Origin of the sequence: Mesorhizobium sophorae (assembly GCF_002270415.1) — a bacterium.
Taxonomy (GTDB): Bacteria; Pseudomonadota; Alphaproteobacteria; order Rhizobiales; family Rhizobiaceae; genus Mesorhizobium; species Mesorhizobium sophorae.
This window is the reverse complement of the sequence record NZ_NNRI01000004.1, coordinates 66,835-81,025: the sequence shown is the minus strand read 5'-3', so window position 1 is coordinate 81,025 and position 14,191 is coordinate 66,835. Positions and strand designations below refer to the sequence as shown.

Genomic DNA, 14,191 nt, shown 5'->3' with positions numbered 1-14,191 from the left:
GTATTAACCTCTCACATCAAGGGACCTCCACGACGTGGCCAAAGTGACAAACTGAGCTGGCTGTCCCGAAGTCGCAGCATTTGAATTGCGGCTTGCAACAACCACAGGGTCTTGATCCCGCCCTGTCATTTTTTTGCACAGCTGTCGTCCGGAACGACGAAATGCCCTGTCGTCCCGGACCTGAAGCGAACATGCCCTGCTCGATCTGACAGGGCATGTTCGAACGTCCCGTCACATCATGCGCTTGATGTCGGCATAAGCGCCGTCCGTCTTCAGCGTCACGGTGACTTCGGCATCGGTCCGATTGCGCCAGAACCAGCCATGGTTGCCGTCGAAAGCGGCTTCGAGCACGCCTTCGCTGTCCGCCACGCCACGGCCCTTCTCGTAGCTGATCGTCTTCCCGCCGCCGTCACCGTGCATGTCGAAATTCACGGCAGCTCCGTTGGCCGTCCATGAATAGGCCGCCTTGGCTCCGATCGTCATCGCAAGCTTGACTTCCGCGCCTTCGCCCGGTTTCAGCGTAACCGATATTTCGTCGGTGCGTCCCGCGGGTGCTGACTGGGCCGTGGCGGAACCGATCACCAGTTCGGCGAAGACGCGTCCGAGCAGGCTCGATTCCTGGTCGGGAGCGGCGGGCGCAGGGGCTTCGCCCCGCTGACCACCGACACGGTCTCGTTCCACCTCGTCAGCGAGTTGGGTTTTGATCTCGCCCATCTCGGTGAGATTGAGTGCCCGCCCGATGCCAGTCGGATCGATGGCATATTCGGCAGGCAGCACGATGGTTACGAGGATGGCAGCAGCTGCGACGATGGCGATGGCAGTCGAGCGGAGAAGCTGTCTGGAGGTCGGCAGTTCGGCGCGGGTTGGAATGTCGGTGTTGTACATGGGAGAAGTCCTTTTCTTGACGTTCAGGAAACAAACAAGCCAGTGAGCTGATATCCGATCAGCACGAACCCGGCGGTCATCATGACTGTGTTGGCGGCATAGGCGTGACGCCAGAAACTGTCGGTCCGCCGCCAGTAGCCCATGACGATCAGGATGGCGGCGAGCGCGAGAAGTTGGCCGATTTCGACGCCGACATTGAAGGCGAGCAGGTTGGGCACCAGGCCATCGGGCGAGATGTCGTATTCGATGATCTTGGTCGACAGGCCGAAGCCGTGGAAGAAGCCGAAGATCAGGGTCGCGACCTTGGTGTTCGGCTGGAAGCCAAGCCACCGCTGGAAAGCGCCCATGTTGTCGAGCGCCTTGTAGACGACCGACAGACCGATGATAGCGTCGATGACGTAGCTGTTGATGCCAACGTTGAAATAGACGCCAAGCAGCATGGTCATGGAATGGCCGAGCGCGAACAGGCTGACATAGATGCCGATGTGCTTCATCCGGTAGAGGAAGAAAATCACGCCGAACAGAAACAGGATGTGATCGTATCCCGTCACCATGTGCTTGGCGCCGAGATAGATGAAGGGCAAGAGATTGATGCCCGAAATCTCCTGGATGTAGCCCTTGTCGCCTGCGGCGACCGCATGGGCGAAGGCCGCTCCGGCCAGGAGGGGCAGGATCAGGAGAGCGAGCAACATGGGAACGGCGGGCCGCCAGCGCGCGCAAGGCGAGCATGGCGGGCCCTGATAGCAGGGTCCTTGCATGAGAATTCCAATCTTCGTCGTTGAGGGTAGCCGCACGAGCGGCCGCGATCATCCGGCGAGGATAGGTCGCGGAGGGCGATCGAGCCGGGAGCTTGCTTCCGGCTCGGGGAAGGACGGCGGACAAATCACCCAGTTCCGCCCAGTCGCAGGGACGGCCGGCGCGAAGTCCAGAAGCGTGTTCGCCGTCTCGTGCGAGTGGTCGGCCGGATTGTGGCCATGGGAATGGCCAGGCCCCTGATCCTCGGTCGCACCGTCATCGTGGACGTGCCCGTGAGTCTCGATCTGTCCCGCCAGTTTGGCGTGACGGGCGGCCTCGGCGGCGACAAGCGCGATGGGATCGTGCGAGACCGAACTGCCCGCAGGCGAGAGCAGCATGCCGAGCGTCATCGCGAAAGCGACGACGAGGCGAAAGGCTGCGCTATGGACCCAGTTCGGCATGCTTGGCGATTATTCTCTAAAATCTTAACGAGTGGTTACGTGCACCGGAATCGGAGCCAGTTTGAGGCTTGTATATCCCCTCCAGGAGGATAGTATCAAGAGATGAGCGAACAACCTCACGTCCACGAAACCCATCCCGAGATCGTCAAGCGGCTGAAGCGAGCCGATGGCCATCTCAAGAGCATCATCGAGATGATCGAGGCGGGTCGGCCCTGCCTCGATGTCGCCCAGCAGCTTCATGCGGTCGAGAAGGCGGTCTGCCAGGCGAAGCGGACGCTGATCCAGGACCATCTCGACCATTGCCTTGAAGACGTCGTTGGACCGCTGGCGCGCGAGCAACGCCGCTCGATCGACGAGTTCAAGGAAATCACCAAGTACCTGTGAGCATCCCCATGATGGGCAAGATACGCGACTGGTTCGGCTTCGGCCCTATGACGCAGGGCTTCGGCGGGCATGGACATGATCATGGCGAGGGCGGTCATGGCCACACGCACGGCGTCATCGATCCGACGATCGCGACGACCGACCGGGGCATCTGGGCCATAAAATGGTCATTCGTCATACTGGCCATCACGGCAGCGCTTCAGCTCGTCGTCGTATTCCTGTCCGGCAGCGTGGCGCTGCTGGCAGACACAATCCACAATGTCGGCGACGCGGTCACCGCCATACCGCTGTGGATCGCCTTCGTGCTGGCTCGCCGAAAACCCAGCATGACATTTACCTACGGCCTGGGTCGAGTCGAGGACCTTGCCGGAATCCTGATCGTCCTCATCATTCTCTTCAGCGCCATCGTCGCTGGTTACGAGGCGATCGACAGGTTGATCAGTCCACGGCCGATCGCGTTTCTCGGCTGGGTCGCCATCGCTGGCATCATCGGTTTCATTGGGAACGAAGCCGTTGCGGTGTTCCGTATCCGTGTGGGCCGCGAGATGAACAGCGCGGCGCTGATCGCGGACGGGTACCACGCACGTACCGACGGGTTCACGAGCTTGGCGGTTGTCCTGGGCGCCATCGGCGTATGGCTGGGCTTCCCGCTGGCCGATCCGGTCATCGGGCTCTTGATTACGGTGGCCATCTTCGCGATCGTCTGGCAGTCTTCGAAGGCGGTGCTCACGCGCATGCTTGACGGCGTTGAGCCTGGCATCGTCGATGAAATCCATCATGCCGCCGAACACGTGCCCGGCATCGAGCGTGTCCAAAGCGTGCGGGCGCGCTGGATCGGCCACCGCCTGCATGCCGACGTTGCCATCAGCGTCGCGGACGCGGCGACGGCCAAGGACGTCCTTGGCGTCATCGAAGCACTCAAGGGGGGAACTGTTCGCCCACCTGCCGGCGCTGGCGGAAGCGAATGTCCGCCTGGAAAGCCCGGCCGGGTCGGACAAGGGTACGCAAACGTCTCATGCCCACGGTCATCATGCGCCGGCGCCTTTCAAGGTTGCGTGCGATCTGGCCGCTGGGACATTGGAAATCGTCGGCACCGCTGCGGGTGAGCGGATGCGCCTCACCGTCGATCGGCATGCCGATGATTTGACCGCCACGGTGATTATCGAGCGCCCCAACGGGCCGGAGACGCTTCGCCTCGAACCCGTCGCCGACAATCATCATCGCCTTGAAAGCAAGGTAGCCCCTGCCGAACCCCATGAATTCCAGGCGAGGCTGGTCTTGGCCGCGAAAGATCGTGAGCAGGTGCTGCCGTTCAAGATGGCCGAGCCGGAAGGCCACCATCACTGAGATCGGGGCCGCCATTCAATCGCCACGGATCAACGACCCGTCGCTCCTCCAAGAAGAAAGACATATGCTGCAAGTCCTCGCCAATCGCACCTACCGCCATTTGTTTCTTGCCCAAGTCATCGCCCTAGTCGGCACCGGCCTCGCCACCGTCGCGCTCGGACTTCTGGCCTACGACCTCGCCGGGGCCAGTGTCGGCGAAGTGCTTGGGACGGCGCTCGCCATCAAGATGATCGCCTATGTCGGCGTAGCGCCTGTGGCGGCAGCGTTCGCCGAGCGCCTTCCGCGCCGGACGATGCTGGTCTCGCTCGATCTAATACGGGCGGCGGTGGCATTGGCACTGCCCTTCGTGACGCAGATATGGGAAATCTATGTCCTGATCTTCGTGCTGCGATCGGCCTCGGCGGCGTTCACGCCGACCTTCCAGGCGACCATTCCCGACGTGCTGCCGGACGAGAAGGAATACACCCGGGCCCTGTCCCTTTCGCGGCTCGCCTACGATCTGGAGAGCGTCGTCAGTCCGATGCTGGCGGCGGCGCTGCTGACCGTCATCAGCTTCCACAGCCTGTTCGCAGGCACGGTTGTCGGCTTCCTCGCTTCGGCCGCGCTCGTCGTCTCGGTCGTGCTCCCAAGCCCGAAGGCGACCGAGCGCCGAGGCATCTACGACCGCACCACGCGCGGCCTGCGCATCTATCTCGCCACGCCACGTCTGCGTGGCCTGCTGGCGCTCAATCTCGCGGTCGCCGCCGCGAGCGCGATGGTCATCGTCAACACCGTAGTGCTGGTGCAGGCGGAGTTCGGCCTGACGCAGCGCGCCACGGCGTTCGCCCTTGCGGCCTTCGGCAGCGGGTCGATGATCGCGGCGCTCCTCCTGCCGCGGCTGCTCGAGAACATACCTGATCGGACCGCCATGCTCGTCGGCTCCGTCATCCTGATCGCCGGACTGTTCATTGGCACGCTGGTTCCCGGTTTCGGGCTGCTGCTGCCGCTCTGGTTTGCACTCGGTCTCGGCTATTCGCTGGCGCAGACGCCGTCCGGCCGCCTGCTGCGCCGATCCTCGCAGCCTGAAGACCGTCCGTCGCTGTTCGCGGCGCAGTTCGCGCTGTCGCACCCCTGCTGGCTGATCACCTATCCCGTTGCCGGCTAGTACCTCTGCACAGAGGTTATGACTCTTTGGAAGTCGGCTTGGGATAGGCTTTGGCCATCTTAAGGCGTGCGTTTTCGGTAGAGAACATCCAGTTGATGCGAGCGCCACTGGTGTTTCGCAGGTGCTCCCAGGCAGCGGTCTCCGCGACGAGGCGATCATAGCTATTGATGCGACGATCGAGGCACTGGCCGCGCAGGACGCCGATTTCGATCTCGACCATGTTGAGCCAGCTGGCGTGTTTGGGCGTGTAGTGGAATTCCAGCCGTCGAAGGACGCGTCGCGCCTCTGAAGCAGGCAGAGCCTGGTAGAGCGCGGCGGCCGAGTGGGTTGACAGATTGTCGAGCACCACCCTGACGCGTTCGGCCTGCGGGTAATGGATATCGACGAGGTCGCGCATGCAATGGGCAAAGTCTTCCGCGGCGCGCCGCTCGGTGACCTTGACTTTGCGCCAGGAGCGGTGTGCGTCGAGGAAGACGAACAGGTTGGCGGTGCCGTTGCGCTTGTACTCGCAGTCATACCGCTCAAGCCGGCCCGGTTCGGCCGGGATCGGCTGTCGCACCTCGCCGATGAGTTGGGTCGGGCTTTCGTCGAAGCACACCACCGGTCGCTTCGGGTCCGGTGCCTCGGCATAGAGGTCGAGCACGTCCTCCATGCGCGCGACATACTCGGCGTCGACCTTGGGGATGCACCACATGTCCTTGCGCCAGGGCTTGAGATCGTTGTCTGCCAAGCGTCGGCGCACCGTCTCGCGCGACAGTTCCTGGTGATCGGTCAGCTTGACGAACTCACCGGCCAGCAGTTCCAGGGTCCAGCGGGCGCGGCCCGGCGGCGGACTGGAACAGGCGGTGGCCACCAGCAGGGCTTCTTCCTTGCCCGTTAGCTTGCGTTGCGCGCCTGCGCGTGGCTCTTCGCTGAGCGCCGCCTCCAGACCCATCTCCACGAAGCGGCGCTTGGTGCGATAGACAGTGGAGCCGCCGACCACCACCGTCGCGGCAATGGCCTCGTCACCCAAGCCCGCGTCGACGGCGAGCAGGATCTGCGCCCGCTTGAGCTTGCGAGCCGGCTGCTTGCCGCCTGCCAGCATCGCTGTGAGTTCATCGCGTTCGGGTTGGTCGAGATCGACACGATAGCGTAGATTCATCCAGAAAGCCTCCTCGGTTGCCAAGGGTTCCGGATGAATCGAAAATTGAATCAATTACTTGACGGGCAAACGCCTGCGGGTCCCAGCTTCACCGAAAAACAGGGCCAGTACCTCGCCTTCATCTGGGCTTATATGCAGATCAACCGCCAGCCGCCGGCCGAACGCGACATGCAACGCTATTTCGGCGTCACCCCGCCGTCCGTCCACCAGATGGTGCTAACCCTCGAACGCTCCGGCCTCATCCGCAGGCAACCAGGTGTCGCGCGCAGCATCCAACTGCTCGTCGACCACGACATCCTACCCAAACTTCAGCCGGTTCAACCCGTCATAACCTCTGTGCAGAGGTACTAGGTGCAAAGGCAGGTTTGCCTTTCACCTTCGCAACGCTCGGGCTGATCGCCGCAGTCGCCGTGTTCGTCGCGACGCGGCTATGGCCCGCTCACGACCCCGACGCGATCGAGCACGTCCATGATGCGCTCGACCCCGGCCACCCGCATCTTGCGGATGCCGCACCCGTCGGAAGTGGCCACAGGCACGCTCACGCCTATGTCATCGACGGCCATCACACCGAATGGCCTCGCCTCGCATGACGCGCCTGCTCAAATCGGTATCTCGCGATGCCTTTCAGTGACTGATCTCGCCCTCTATTCTGGGCTGTTTGCCGTCGCTTTCGCCGCCGCGACCATCCTGCCCGATGCAGTCGGAGGCTGCGCTCGTCGGGCTGCTGCTGGGCGGGTCCTTTCCAGCGGGAATCCTGATCCTGGTGGCCAGCGCCGGAAACGTGCTTGGTTCCGTCGTCAACTGGGGAATCGGGCTTGGCGTCGAACGGCTCCGCGACCGCCCGTGGTTTCCCGCAAGTCCCGCGATGCTCGGACGTGCCATGAAATGGTACCGTCGCTATGGAAAATGGTCGCTGCTGCTGAGCTGGGTGCCCGTGATCGGCGATCCGCTGACCGTCGTGGCGGGTGCCCTGCGCGAACCGTTCTGGAGTTTCCTTATGCTGGTGGCGATAGCCAAGACCTTGCGTTACGTCGTGCTGACGGCGGCCACGCTGAGCTGGATCTAGCCGATGTATATGTTCCAGCACCTGGTCGCGATCCAGCGCGAAATCTACCTGGCCTTCGCCGACCGGATCGGGGGCTTCGCGAAGACGGGCGACTGGGCGGTCCTTGCCGCCTACCTTCCGATGGGAATTGTCTTCGGCGCTGTCCACGCGATGACCCCCGGCCACAGCAAGGCAGTCCTTGCGACTTACCTGACCGGATCGACGGCCTCGCTTCCGAGGGCGCTGCTCGTGACACTGGTGCTGTCCTTCACCCATGTCACCACATCCGTCATCATCGCGCTGCTGTCGCTGCCGCTGGTCTCGGTGGCGCTCGGCAGCGTGGGCCGCGCGCCGCTGCTGGAAGACATCAGCCGGGGCCTGCTCGGCGTGATCGGCCTCTGGATGCTGTGGCAAGCCTTTCGACGGGAGCACGACGACCACGGCAGCCGTCAAGGCTCGATGGTCGGTTTCATGGCGGGCCTGATCCCGTGCCCGCTGACGCTGTTCGTCATGACGTTCGCGATCTCGCGCGGCGTCCCTCAGGCAGGCGTTGCCTTCGCCGTGACGATGATGCTGGGGGTGGCGTGCACGCTCTCTGTCGTAGACCTGGCGGCCGTGGTCTTCCGCCAGCAGCTTCTTCGGCTTCTCGAAACACGGCCACGCGTCGTGGATGCCGTCACAAGGGCTATTCAAATTCTGGCGGGACTTGTCCTGGTCATCGTCGCGTGGAACGCGATCATCGCGAAGTGAGCATGGGGACGCACTTGAGAGGTCCTCGAGGCGCGGTCGAGCCGCATCGTTGCCAAGTCGCGCAACGTATTTTGTGCCTGTTACTGACCGTCCCGCCGTTCCTCCGGCGGTCGAACCTTGCGAAACATCGCGAGCAGGAGGATGTCGTAGACAATCTTCAAGGCGCCTGCGATGAGCAGCGGCCAGCCGAAGCCTGAAGCAGCCAGCAGCGAGCCAGCCACGACAGGACTGGCCGCAGCCGCGAGGCTGCGCGGGACGGCGGTGACGCTCGCGGCGGCCGCCCGCTCGCCGGGTGTCACCACCGCCATGACATAAGAGGTGCGGGTCGGCACATCCATCTGTGACAAGGCGCTGCGGATCAGCAGGAGCACAATGACCGGACCGAGGCTGTGCATGAAGGGAATGAGTGCAAGGCAAAGGCTCGACGGCAGATGTGTGAACACCATCGTGTTCACGAGCCCGATTCGTTTGGCGATTTGCACGGCCACCAGATAGGACGCTGCCGAGAGGACGCCTGTAAAGAAGAAGATCGCGCCTGTCGCGGCGAGCGATAGGCCGAACTGTTGGAAAAGCCACAGAGCCAGCAATGACTGAACCACCAGGCCGCCTGCAAAGGCGTCGAGGCTGAAAAGCGCAGCGAGCGTCAGGACGATGCTCCGAGATTTGCGCAATGGCTCAGCCGGCTCCGCACCGACGTCGAGTGGTTCCTGCGGCAGCCGCCTATACAGAAGCAGCGCTCCGAACCCCAAGGCTGCATAGAGGAGGAAGGCGATCTGAAGCGCCTGCCTTATCTCCAGTCCGACAACCTGCCGAAGTATGTCAGGCGCGGCGGCAGCCAGAGCGCCGACGGCTCCGACAAGTGAACCGACCATGCTGTAGCGTGCGAAGAGCGCGGTGCGGTCGCGATCGGTGACGCTGTGAGCGAGTTGCGCGTGTTCCAGCGGCAGAAACACGCTGACATCGCCCGAGGACGGATTCAGCGTTCCGACGAACGCGATCGCTAGCAGCGGCCAGAAGTCCCTTACCAGCGCGAAGCTGATCCCTGTGGCGATCATCAAGACAGCCGCTGCGATCAAGAGCGATCTGCGGGAGAAGAGGTGCGCCACGAACCCGACGGACAAGGTAAGCGCTGCGGAACCCGCTAGCGTCGCTGAAGTCAGGATTCCGATCTGGAAGGCATTGAAGCCTAGCACGGCTAGATAGGCAGGAAGGAGGAGACTGACGAGTCCGTCACCAAACGCCCGCAAGCCTCTCGAAGCCAGCAGATAGGTAGCTGCCGGCCCAGCACCAGAAGGAAGGAGCGCAAACCTCCGGTTCGTAACCCTTTCGACAAGTGGATTAGCCGAACTCTGAACCGCCAAACCTGCCTCCTGCCCAGAGAACGGTTGCGTTGATTGCGTTGCTCAGATCGATCCTGTCGCGAGACCATAAAGCAGGCCAAGAATCGAGCACGCGGCGAGCACTTGGATGACTCCTATCTTGAAGCGGAATACCGCCAGCATCGCACCAAGCGTCAGGACCAGCGACGGGAAGTTCAATGAGGCGAACACTGGCACGCCCAGCTTCATCCCAAGCAGGCTGACGTCATGCAGCTCTCGGAACAGCACGTGAAGCGCGAACCACACCGCCAGGTTCAAGATCACGCCGACCACCGCTGCGGTAATGGCCGACAGCGCTGCCGACAGTGCCTTGTTGCTGCGCATGGTCTCCATGAACGGCGCGCCGAGGAAAATCCATAGGAAGCACGGGACGAAGGTGACCCACGTCGTCAGCAAGCCGCCGAGCGTTCCGGCGACGAGCGGGCTGAGCGCTCCGGGCGCCCGGTACGCTCCCATGAAGCCGACGAACTGGGTGACCATGATCAAAGGGCCGGGCGTGGTCTCGGCCATGCCGAGGCCGTCCAGCATTTCTCCTGGCTTGAGCCACCCGTAGTGCTCAACTCCTTGCTGGGCGACATAGGCGAGCACCGCATAGGCTCCGCCGAAGGTCACCATCGCCATCTTTGAGAAGAAGATGGCGATGTCCGTGAAGACATTGCCCTGCCCGAGCAGGAACAGCAGTCCCAGGACGGGCACGAACCACAGCAGGAGACACACAGCCGCGATCTTCAGCGACCAGCCGATAGATGGTCGGGCATGCACAGGCACCCCTTCGCCAAGCGCAGTATCGGCGTCGGCAACCTGCTTGCCGCCGACCTTGCCGTGGCCGTTGCCCGAGCTGAATGAAGCCCAGCCAGCGCGCGCCCCGACGAAACCGATCATACCCGCGACCAAGATGACCAGCGGAAACGGCGCCTGGAAGAAAAACAGGGCGACAAAGGCCGCCGCAGCGAGCCCGACCATGACATTGTTCTTCAACGCCCGCCTGCCGATCCGCAAGACTGCTTCGAGCACAATGGCGAGGACCGCCGCCTTCAAACCGAAGAAGAGGGCCTGAACGGCGCCGACGTTGCCGAAGATGGCGTAGATCCAGCTGAGCACCATAATGGCGATCGCGCCTGGCAACACGAACAGAATCCCGGCGACAAGACCGCCTCTGGTCTTGTGCATGAGCCAGCCGATGTAGATGGCCAGCTGCTGCGCCTCCGGTCCGGGCAGCAGCGTGCAATAGTTCAGCGCATGCAGGAACCTCGTCTCGCCGATCCAGCGCTTTTCCTCGACTATGATGCGATGCATCATGGCGATCTGGCCCGCCGGTCCGCCGAAGCTGAGCGCGGCCACGCGGGCCCACACCCGCGTAGCCTCAGCGAACGAAATGCCATGGCCGGGTGTGTCGTTTGGTCCGTTTGCCACCGTCATGGTGCTCCGTGCATTGGTCATGGGTGAGATCACCCGCGTTTCGAACGGAAATATCGGTAGAGATTGTCGAACACCGAAGCACCCGCGGCAATCCGCTGCTCATCGCTCGCGTTCGCCATGGCGATACCAGCAATCAAGCTGGCGATGCCGATGGTTTCCTCGCGACTGAACTTGGAGTCCTTGAGATCGATGTCGTGGACGACCTCGGCGATAGCCTGCAGCGCCGGATCGGCTATGCCACTGCGGCCAAGCAGCACCTCGAAGCTGCAGTGGTCTCCCTCATGTGTTATTTCGCCCTCGAACATGTCGAAGCGCAATTCGCCCTCCTTCGGCACGTATCCCTTGCCCGCCACGAAACGGATCGTTGCCTCGGCATCGATGAAGCGATGGATCAGCCAGCTGCAGGCGATGCGGTCGACATGCACGTCCCGGCGCGTGACCCAGGTCCGGCCCTTGAGCCCACCCGACTCGGCCGCCTTCTTCGGTTCCTTGGTCATGGCCTTGTCCTCTATAAGCTGGGCCTCGAGTTCGGCGATCAGTCCCTCGACCGCGAGGCGCCCGCTAGCGCCGAAGAAATCGATCGCGACGACTTCGGTGAGCCGCTTGCGCAAGCGGACGAGCTGCGAACGCGCTTCCGCATGTTTTTCCGACGTCGCCTTCGTCTTGATCCCGGCGACCAGCTCTCGTGCATTCGTGACGATCTTTGCGTATTCGGCGTCACGGGCAGCGTCGAACAACGCCCGCGCCTGAGCGTCCGACAAGCCATCGACGAGGCGCGCCTCGCATATCATGGCCTCGCCGCCACCCTCGACGATCTCCTTCAGGAGCCATTCGAAATCCTCCTGCGTCTCGGCATTGGCCGGCAGGGCGTAGACGGTGCTTTTGACTGCGACCGCGCCAATGCCTTGCAACCGTCGCCAGACCTTCACCCGGAAATAGGCGGGCTTGCTTGGCAGTTGATGGATCAGGAGCAGCCAGTGCTGTTCCTGCGATTCCCTCTCACTCATAAGTGAGCCGTATCACGAGCGTAGAAAAATGCAACACTTGTATCATATTGGATTTGAGCATAGCGTTCGCCTCCTCACGGGATGGGCCGTGAGGTCGGGCGAGGAAACTGATGCCACACCAGATCATGCCGCTGCCGTTCAAGCCGCCCCGCCTCGTCGGTCTCTCCGAAAGGATGTTGACGAGCCACTACGAAAACAACTACGGCGGTGCCGTCCGCCGCCTCAATGCCATCGAGTTGCGGCTCGACGGGCTCGACTGGGGAGCGGCGCCAGTTTTCGACATCAACGGTCTGAAGCGCGAGGATCTCGTCGCCGCCAATTCAGCGATCCTGCACGAAATCTATTTCGACGGGCTCGGCGGTTCTGGCGATGCGGCTGGTGATCTTGCCGCGGCTCTGGAACGGGACTTCGGCAGCGTGGCCTCCTGGCGCGCCAAGTTCATGGCCTGTGCCAAGGCGCAGGCCGGAGGCTCAGGATGGACTCTGCTGACCTGGTCGGAGCGGCGCGACAGGCTGACGATCCAATGGGCAGCGGACCACACTAACTGTCTCGCCGGCGGTATGCCGATCCTTGCGCTCGATATGTACGAGCACGCCTATCACCTCGATTTTGGCGCCAAGGCTGGCGCCTATGTCGATGCCTTCATGAAGAACATCCATTGGGAACGGGTCGCTTCCCGCCACCGCCGCGCCGTCGCGTAGAGTGATCCTTCAACAGGATCGGCATCGGACGATACGGTTCCAGCGATCGCGCCAGAGGAACTGCGGGCGCGCCTCGATCAGGGAGAAGATCTCGTCCTGCTCGACGTCTGCCTCGCCGAGGATCTGGCAAAGCGCAGTGACATGCTGCAAGGAGCCAAGCTCCGTGCCCCGGAGAAGATCGCGGATTGGGCAGATGAGTTGCCGAAACACAGGCCGGTCATCGTCTATTGCCTTTATGGCTTCCAGGTCAGCGGCGATGCCGTTGCCGAACTGCGGCGGCGCGGCGTCGATGCAAGTGCGCTTTCGGGCGGCATCGCCGCCTGGCATGCGATCGGCGCACCCACCGTCCCTCTGATAATCGGCGAAGAAAGGACTGCGTCATGAAATGAGGCTTGAAATAACGCGCGGCGTCGGCCGGGTATCTCGCCGACGTCCTCACCAGGATCGTCAACGGCCACCCAAACAGCCAGTAGACGATCTCCTCCTCCCGTGGGCCTACATCCGCGCTCCCGAACTCAGCGCAGTGGCCTGAGAACATCGCATACGTTTGATGAGCCGCTTTCCAATCTCGACGCAGCGCTGCGCACGCAGATTCGTGTCGAGATGGCCGACTTTCATTGAGCGGCTAAAGGCCACGATGGTGTACGTCACCCACGATCAAGTTGAGGCCATGACGCTCGCCGATCAGATTGTCGTTATGAACGCGGGTCGCGTGGAGCAGATTGGATCGCCGATGGAACTGATTCGAAGCCGCGGACGCAGTTCGATTCTTCTTGCGCCGATGACGAGAGCGATGAACCATTGTTCATTATGAAATGGGCTTCGATGGCTATGCCGACGGAGTAGAGAGCCGCGAAATCCTCTGCGGAACCAAGACAGGGCAGGCCAATGACTGAATCGCAAAATCCGATGATAGCGATACGCGGGCGTGCGCATTTCAGTCCGCAATGCGCGCCTGATGAAGGAAAGCACTCGGCTCTGATGGAAGCCGCAGTTAGCATGATCCGCGAAGCTGACGAGATTCCTGCCAACTCAGATGGTTCCTTGGACATCAAGCTCGGCGCCAAGGACATGATGGCCGGGTTGCCTCCCATGATGCTTGGGACCGACCAACTCATGGGAGCCGTCCAAACCGCGCGCGAGATGGGCATGGTCAGCTTTGCGGCCCAATTCCTGAAGCAGGCCCGCAGCCAATCAGCCGAGGCGGGACATCATGAGTTCGACCAGCAAATCGAAGACCATGCGACTTGGCTGTCATGGGCCACGGAATACGAGAAAGACAACGGAGCGGGGAGCCTCGTCGACCGCAGCCACCCCGTCTTCGCGAAGGTAGATAGGATGGATAAACGGGCGCAGGAAATTCTGGCTAACGTTTCCGGGCACTAAGATTATCGGGTTCGCGTAGAGGTACTTTCGACTCGTCTGATTCAGGAATCCCTAAGTTGGCTACTTTGCCAGTTAGGATTGCAGGCGAGAAGGATCGTTTGCCCGTCCAATACCAGTCTCAAGATTGCGCGGGAATCCTTGTCGTCATTTGCTCGCTGCAACAGCGGCGTCTTGTTGAGTCAGAAACAAGCGTTTCAGGATTCCTCGATGCGACCTGGCGACCCAGTACACTTTCTCGTCGACTGTAATTGGCGTGGCAAGCGGGCCGCCTGATGCCATTGCTCCTGGCCGTGTCATGAAAATCCTCGGATCATTCGTTGGGCAGTCGTATCCGAGAATTCTTCATTCGAGGCAACAACTTCCGCAAAAATGGAAACCCGCGAACTGACGGAACGAGATTGCTACCG

The 14,191-nt window shown here is 62.0% G+C and carries 17 protein-coding genes and 4 pseudogenes; 13 read left to right on the top strand and 8 right to left on the bottom strand.

Annotated elements, in window-relative coordinates:
• Positions 1–231: 231 nt before the first annotated feature.
• From CGZ66_RS03560 to CGZ66_RS03550, 3 genes are all read right to left on the bottom strand, one after another.
• Entirely contained in the window at positions 232–885 is a 654-nt protein-coding gene (locus CGZ66_RS03560; RefSeq protein WP_095081637.1) for a transmembrane anchor protein, read from the bottom strand.
• 23 nt (positions 886–908) lie between these two features.
• Entirely contained in the window at positions 909–1,577 is a 669-nt protein-coding gene (locus tag CGZ66_RS03555) for a HupE/UreJ family protein (protein WP_245330991.1), read from the bottom strand.
• A 114-nt stretch (positions 1,578–1,691) separates the two neighbouring features.
• Positions 1,692–2,081, bottom strand: coding sequence for a hypothetical protein (locus tag CGZ66_RS03550; protein WP_095081633.1), 390 nt, complete (start codon positions 2,079–2,081; stop codon positions 1,692–1,694).
• Between the two features lie 102 nt (positions 2,082–2,183).
• Between CGZ66_RS03550 and CGZ66_RS03545 the strand changes: the two genes are divergently transcribed.
• The 4 genes and pseudogenes from CGZ66_RS03545 to CGZ66_RS03535 all read left to right on the top strand — a co-directional run.
• The gene (locus CGZ66_RS03545; RefSeq protein WP_095081632.1) at positions 2,184–2,465 is read left to right on the top strand and encodes a metal-sensing transcriptional repressor; all 282 of its coding nucleotides are present in this window, start codon (positions 2,184–2,186) and stop codon (positions 2,463–2,465) included.
• An 8-nt stretch (positions 2,466–2,473) separates the two neighbouring features.
• Complete coding sequence (locus CGZ66_RS03540; RefSeq protein WP_342586840.1) at positions 2,474–3,571, top strand: cation diffusion facilitator family transporter; 1,098 nt, start codon at positions 2,474–2,476, stop codon at positions 3,569–3,571.
• Positions 3,543–3,812, top strand: coding sequence for a hypothetical protein (locus tag CGZ66_RS41495; RefSeq protein WP_342586839.1), 270 nt, complete (start codon positions 3,543–3,545; stop codon positions 3,810–3,812). Before CGZ66_RS03540 ends, CGZ66_RS41495 begins: the two co-directional genes overlap by 29 nt.
• A gap of 64 nt (positions 3,813–3,876) precedes the next feature.
• Positions 3,877–4,953 (top strand): annotated as a pseudogene (locus CGZ66_RS03535) (MFS transporter); the annotation flags it as partial.
• A gap of 19 nt (positions 4,954–4,972) precedes the next feature.
• Here the strand turns inward: CGZ66_RS03535 and CGZ66_RS03530 are convergent.
• The gene (locus CGZ66_RS03530) at positions 4,973–6,097 is read right to left on the bottom strand and encodes an IS630 family transposase (RefSeq protein ID WP_095081716.1); all 1,125 of its coding nucleotides are present in this window, start codon (positions 6,095–6,097) and stop codon (positions 4,973–4,975) included.
• A gap of 45 nt (positions 6,098–6,142) precedes the next feature.
• Between CGZ66_RS03530 and CGZ66_RS03525 the strand changes: the two genes are divergently transcribed.
• The 4 genes and pseudogenes from CGZ66_RS03525 (at position 6,143) to CGZ66_RS03510 (ending at position 7,892) form a co-directional block, all read left to right on the top strand.
• On the top strand, positions 6,143–6,448 hold the full coding sequence (locus CGZ66_RS03525) for a LexA family protein (protein WP_245330990.1): 306 nt from the start codon (positions 6,143–6,145) through the stop codon (positions 6,446–6,448).
• Positions 6,449–6,462: 14 nt separating this feature from the next.
• Complete coding sequence (locus CGZ66_RS03520) at positions 6,463–6,687, top strand: hypothetical protein (protein WP_095081629.1); 225 nt, start codon at positions 6,463–6,465, stop codon at positions 6,685–6,687.
• A gap of 37 nt (positions 6,688–6,724) precedes the next feature.
• Positions 6,725–7,163, top strand: a pseudogene (locus CGZ66_RS03515) (YqaA family protein).
• Between the two features lie 9 nt (positions 7,164–7,172).
• On the top strand, positions 7,173–7,892 hold the full coding sequence (locus tag CGZ66_RS03510) for a HoxN/HupN/NixA family nickel/cobalt transporter (RefSeq protein ID WP_095081714.1): 720 nt from the start codon (positions 7,173–7,175) through the stop codon (positions 7,890–7,892).
• An 80-nt stretch (positions 7,893–7,972) separates the two neighbouring features.
• Here CGZ66_RS03510 and CGZ66_RS03505 read toward each other — a convergent pair whose 3' ends face one another.
• The 3 genes from CGZ66_RS03505 to CGZ66_RS03495 form a co-directional block, all read right to left on the bottom strand.
• Entirely contained in the window at positions 7,973–9,157 is a 1,185-nt protein-coding gene (locus CGZ66_RS03505) for an MFS transporter (RefSeq protein WP_245330999.1), read from the bottom strand.
• 138 nt (positions 9,158–9,295) lie between these two features.
• Entirely contained in the window at positions 9,296–10,711 is a 1,416-nt protein-coding gene (gene chrA / locus CGZ66_RS03500) for a chromate efflux transporter (protein WP_095081627.1), read from the bottom strand.
• Positions 10,712–10,719: 8 nt separating this feature from the next.
• Positions 10,720–11,697 (bottom strand): chromate resistance protein ChrB domain-containing protein, encoded by a 978-nt coding sequence (locus CGZ66_RS03495; RefSeq protein ID WP_206073663.1) that lies wholly within the window; start codon positions 11,695–11,697, stop codon positions 10,720–10,722.
• 110 nt (positions 11,698–11,807) lie between these two features.
• Here CGZ66_RS03495 and CGZ66_RS40295 point away from each other — a divergent pair, with 110 nt between their 5' ends.
• Positions 11,808–12,398: a superoxide dismutase gene (locus CGZ66_RS40295; protein ID WP_206073662.1), complete on the top strand. Its 591-nt coding sequence runs from the start codon at positions 11,808–11,810 to the stop codon at positions 12,396–12,398.
• A 9-nt stretch (positions 12,399–12,407) separates the two neighbouring features.
• Here the strand turns inward: CGZ66_RS40295 and CGZ66_RS40290 are convergent, their stop codons facing one another.
• Entirely contained in the window at positions 12,408–12,548 is a 141-nt protein-coding gene (locus tag CGZ66_RS40290; protein ID WP_206073661.1) for a hypothetical protein, read from the bottom strand.
• On the opposite strand from CGZ66_RS40290, the gene CGZ66_RS40285 reads away from it, so the two are divergent.
• From CGZ66_RS40285 to CGZ66_RS03480, 4 genes and pseudogenes are all read left to right on the top strand, one after another.
• Positions 12,495–12,782, top strand: a complete 288-nt coding sequence (locus tag CGZ66_RS40285) for a rhodanese-like domain-containing protein (RefSeq protein WP_342586843.1) — start codon at positions 12,495–12,497, stop codon at positions 12,780–12,782. The two genes, CGZ66_RS40290 and CGZ66_RS40285, sit on opposite strands and share 54 nt — an antisense overlap.
• 35 nt (positions 12,783–12,817) lie before the next feature.
• Positions 12,818–12,930: pseudogene (locus CGZ66_RS38960) on the top strand (transposase domain-containing protein); the annotation flags it as partial.
• Positions 12,931–12,944: 14 nt separating this feature from the next.
• Positions 12,945–13,140 (top strand): annotated as a pseudogene (locus CGZ66_RS03485) (sugar ABC transporter ATP-binding protein); the annotation flags it as partial.
• A 146-nt stretch (positions 13,141–13,286) separates the two neighbouring features.
• Positions 13,287–13,784, top strand: coding sequence for a hypothetical protein (locus tag CGZ66_RS03480; protein WP_143748659.1), 498 nt, complete (start codon positions 13,287–13,289; stop codon positions 13,782–13,784).
• The last annotated feature ends 407 nt before the right edge of the window (positions 13,785–14,191 follow it).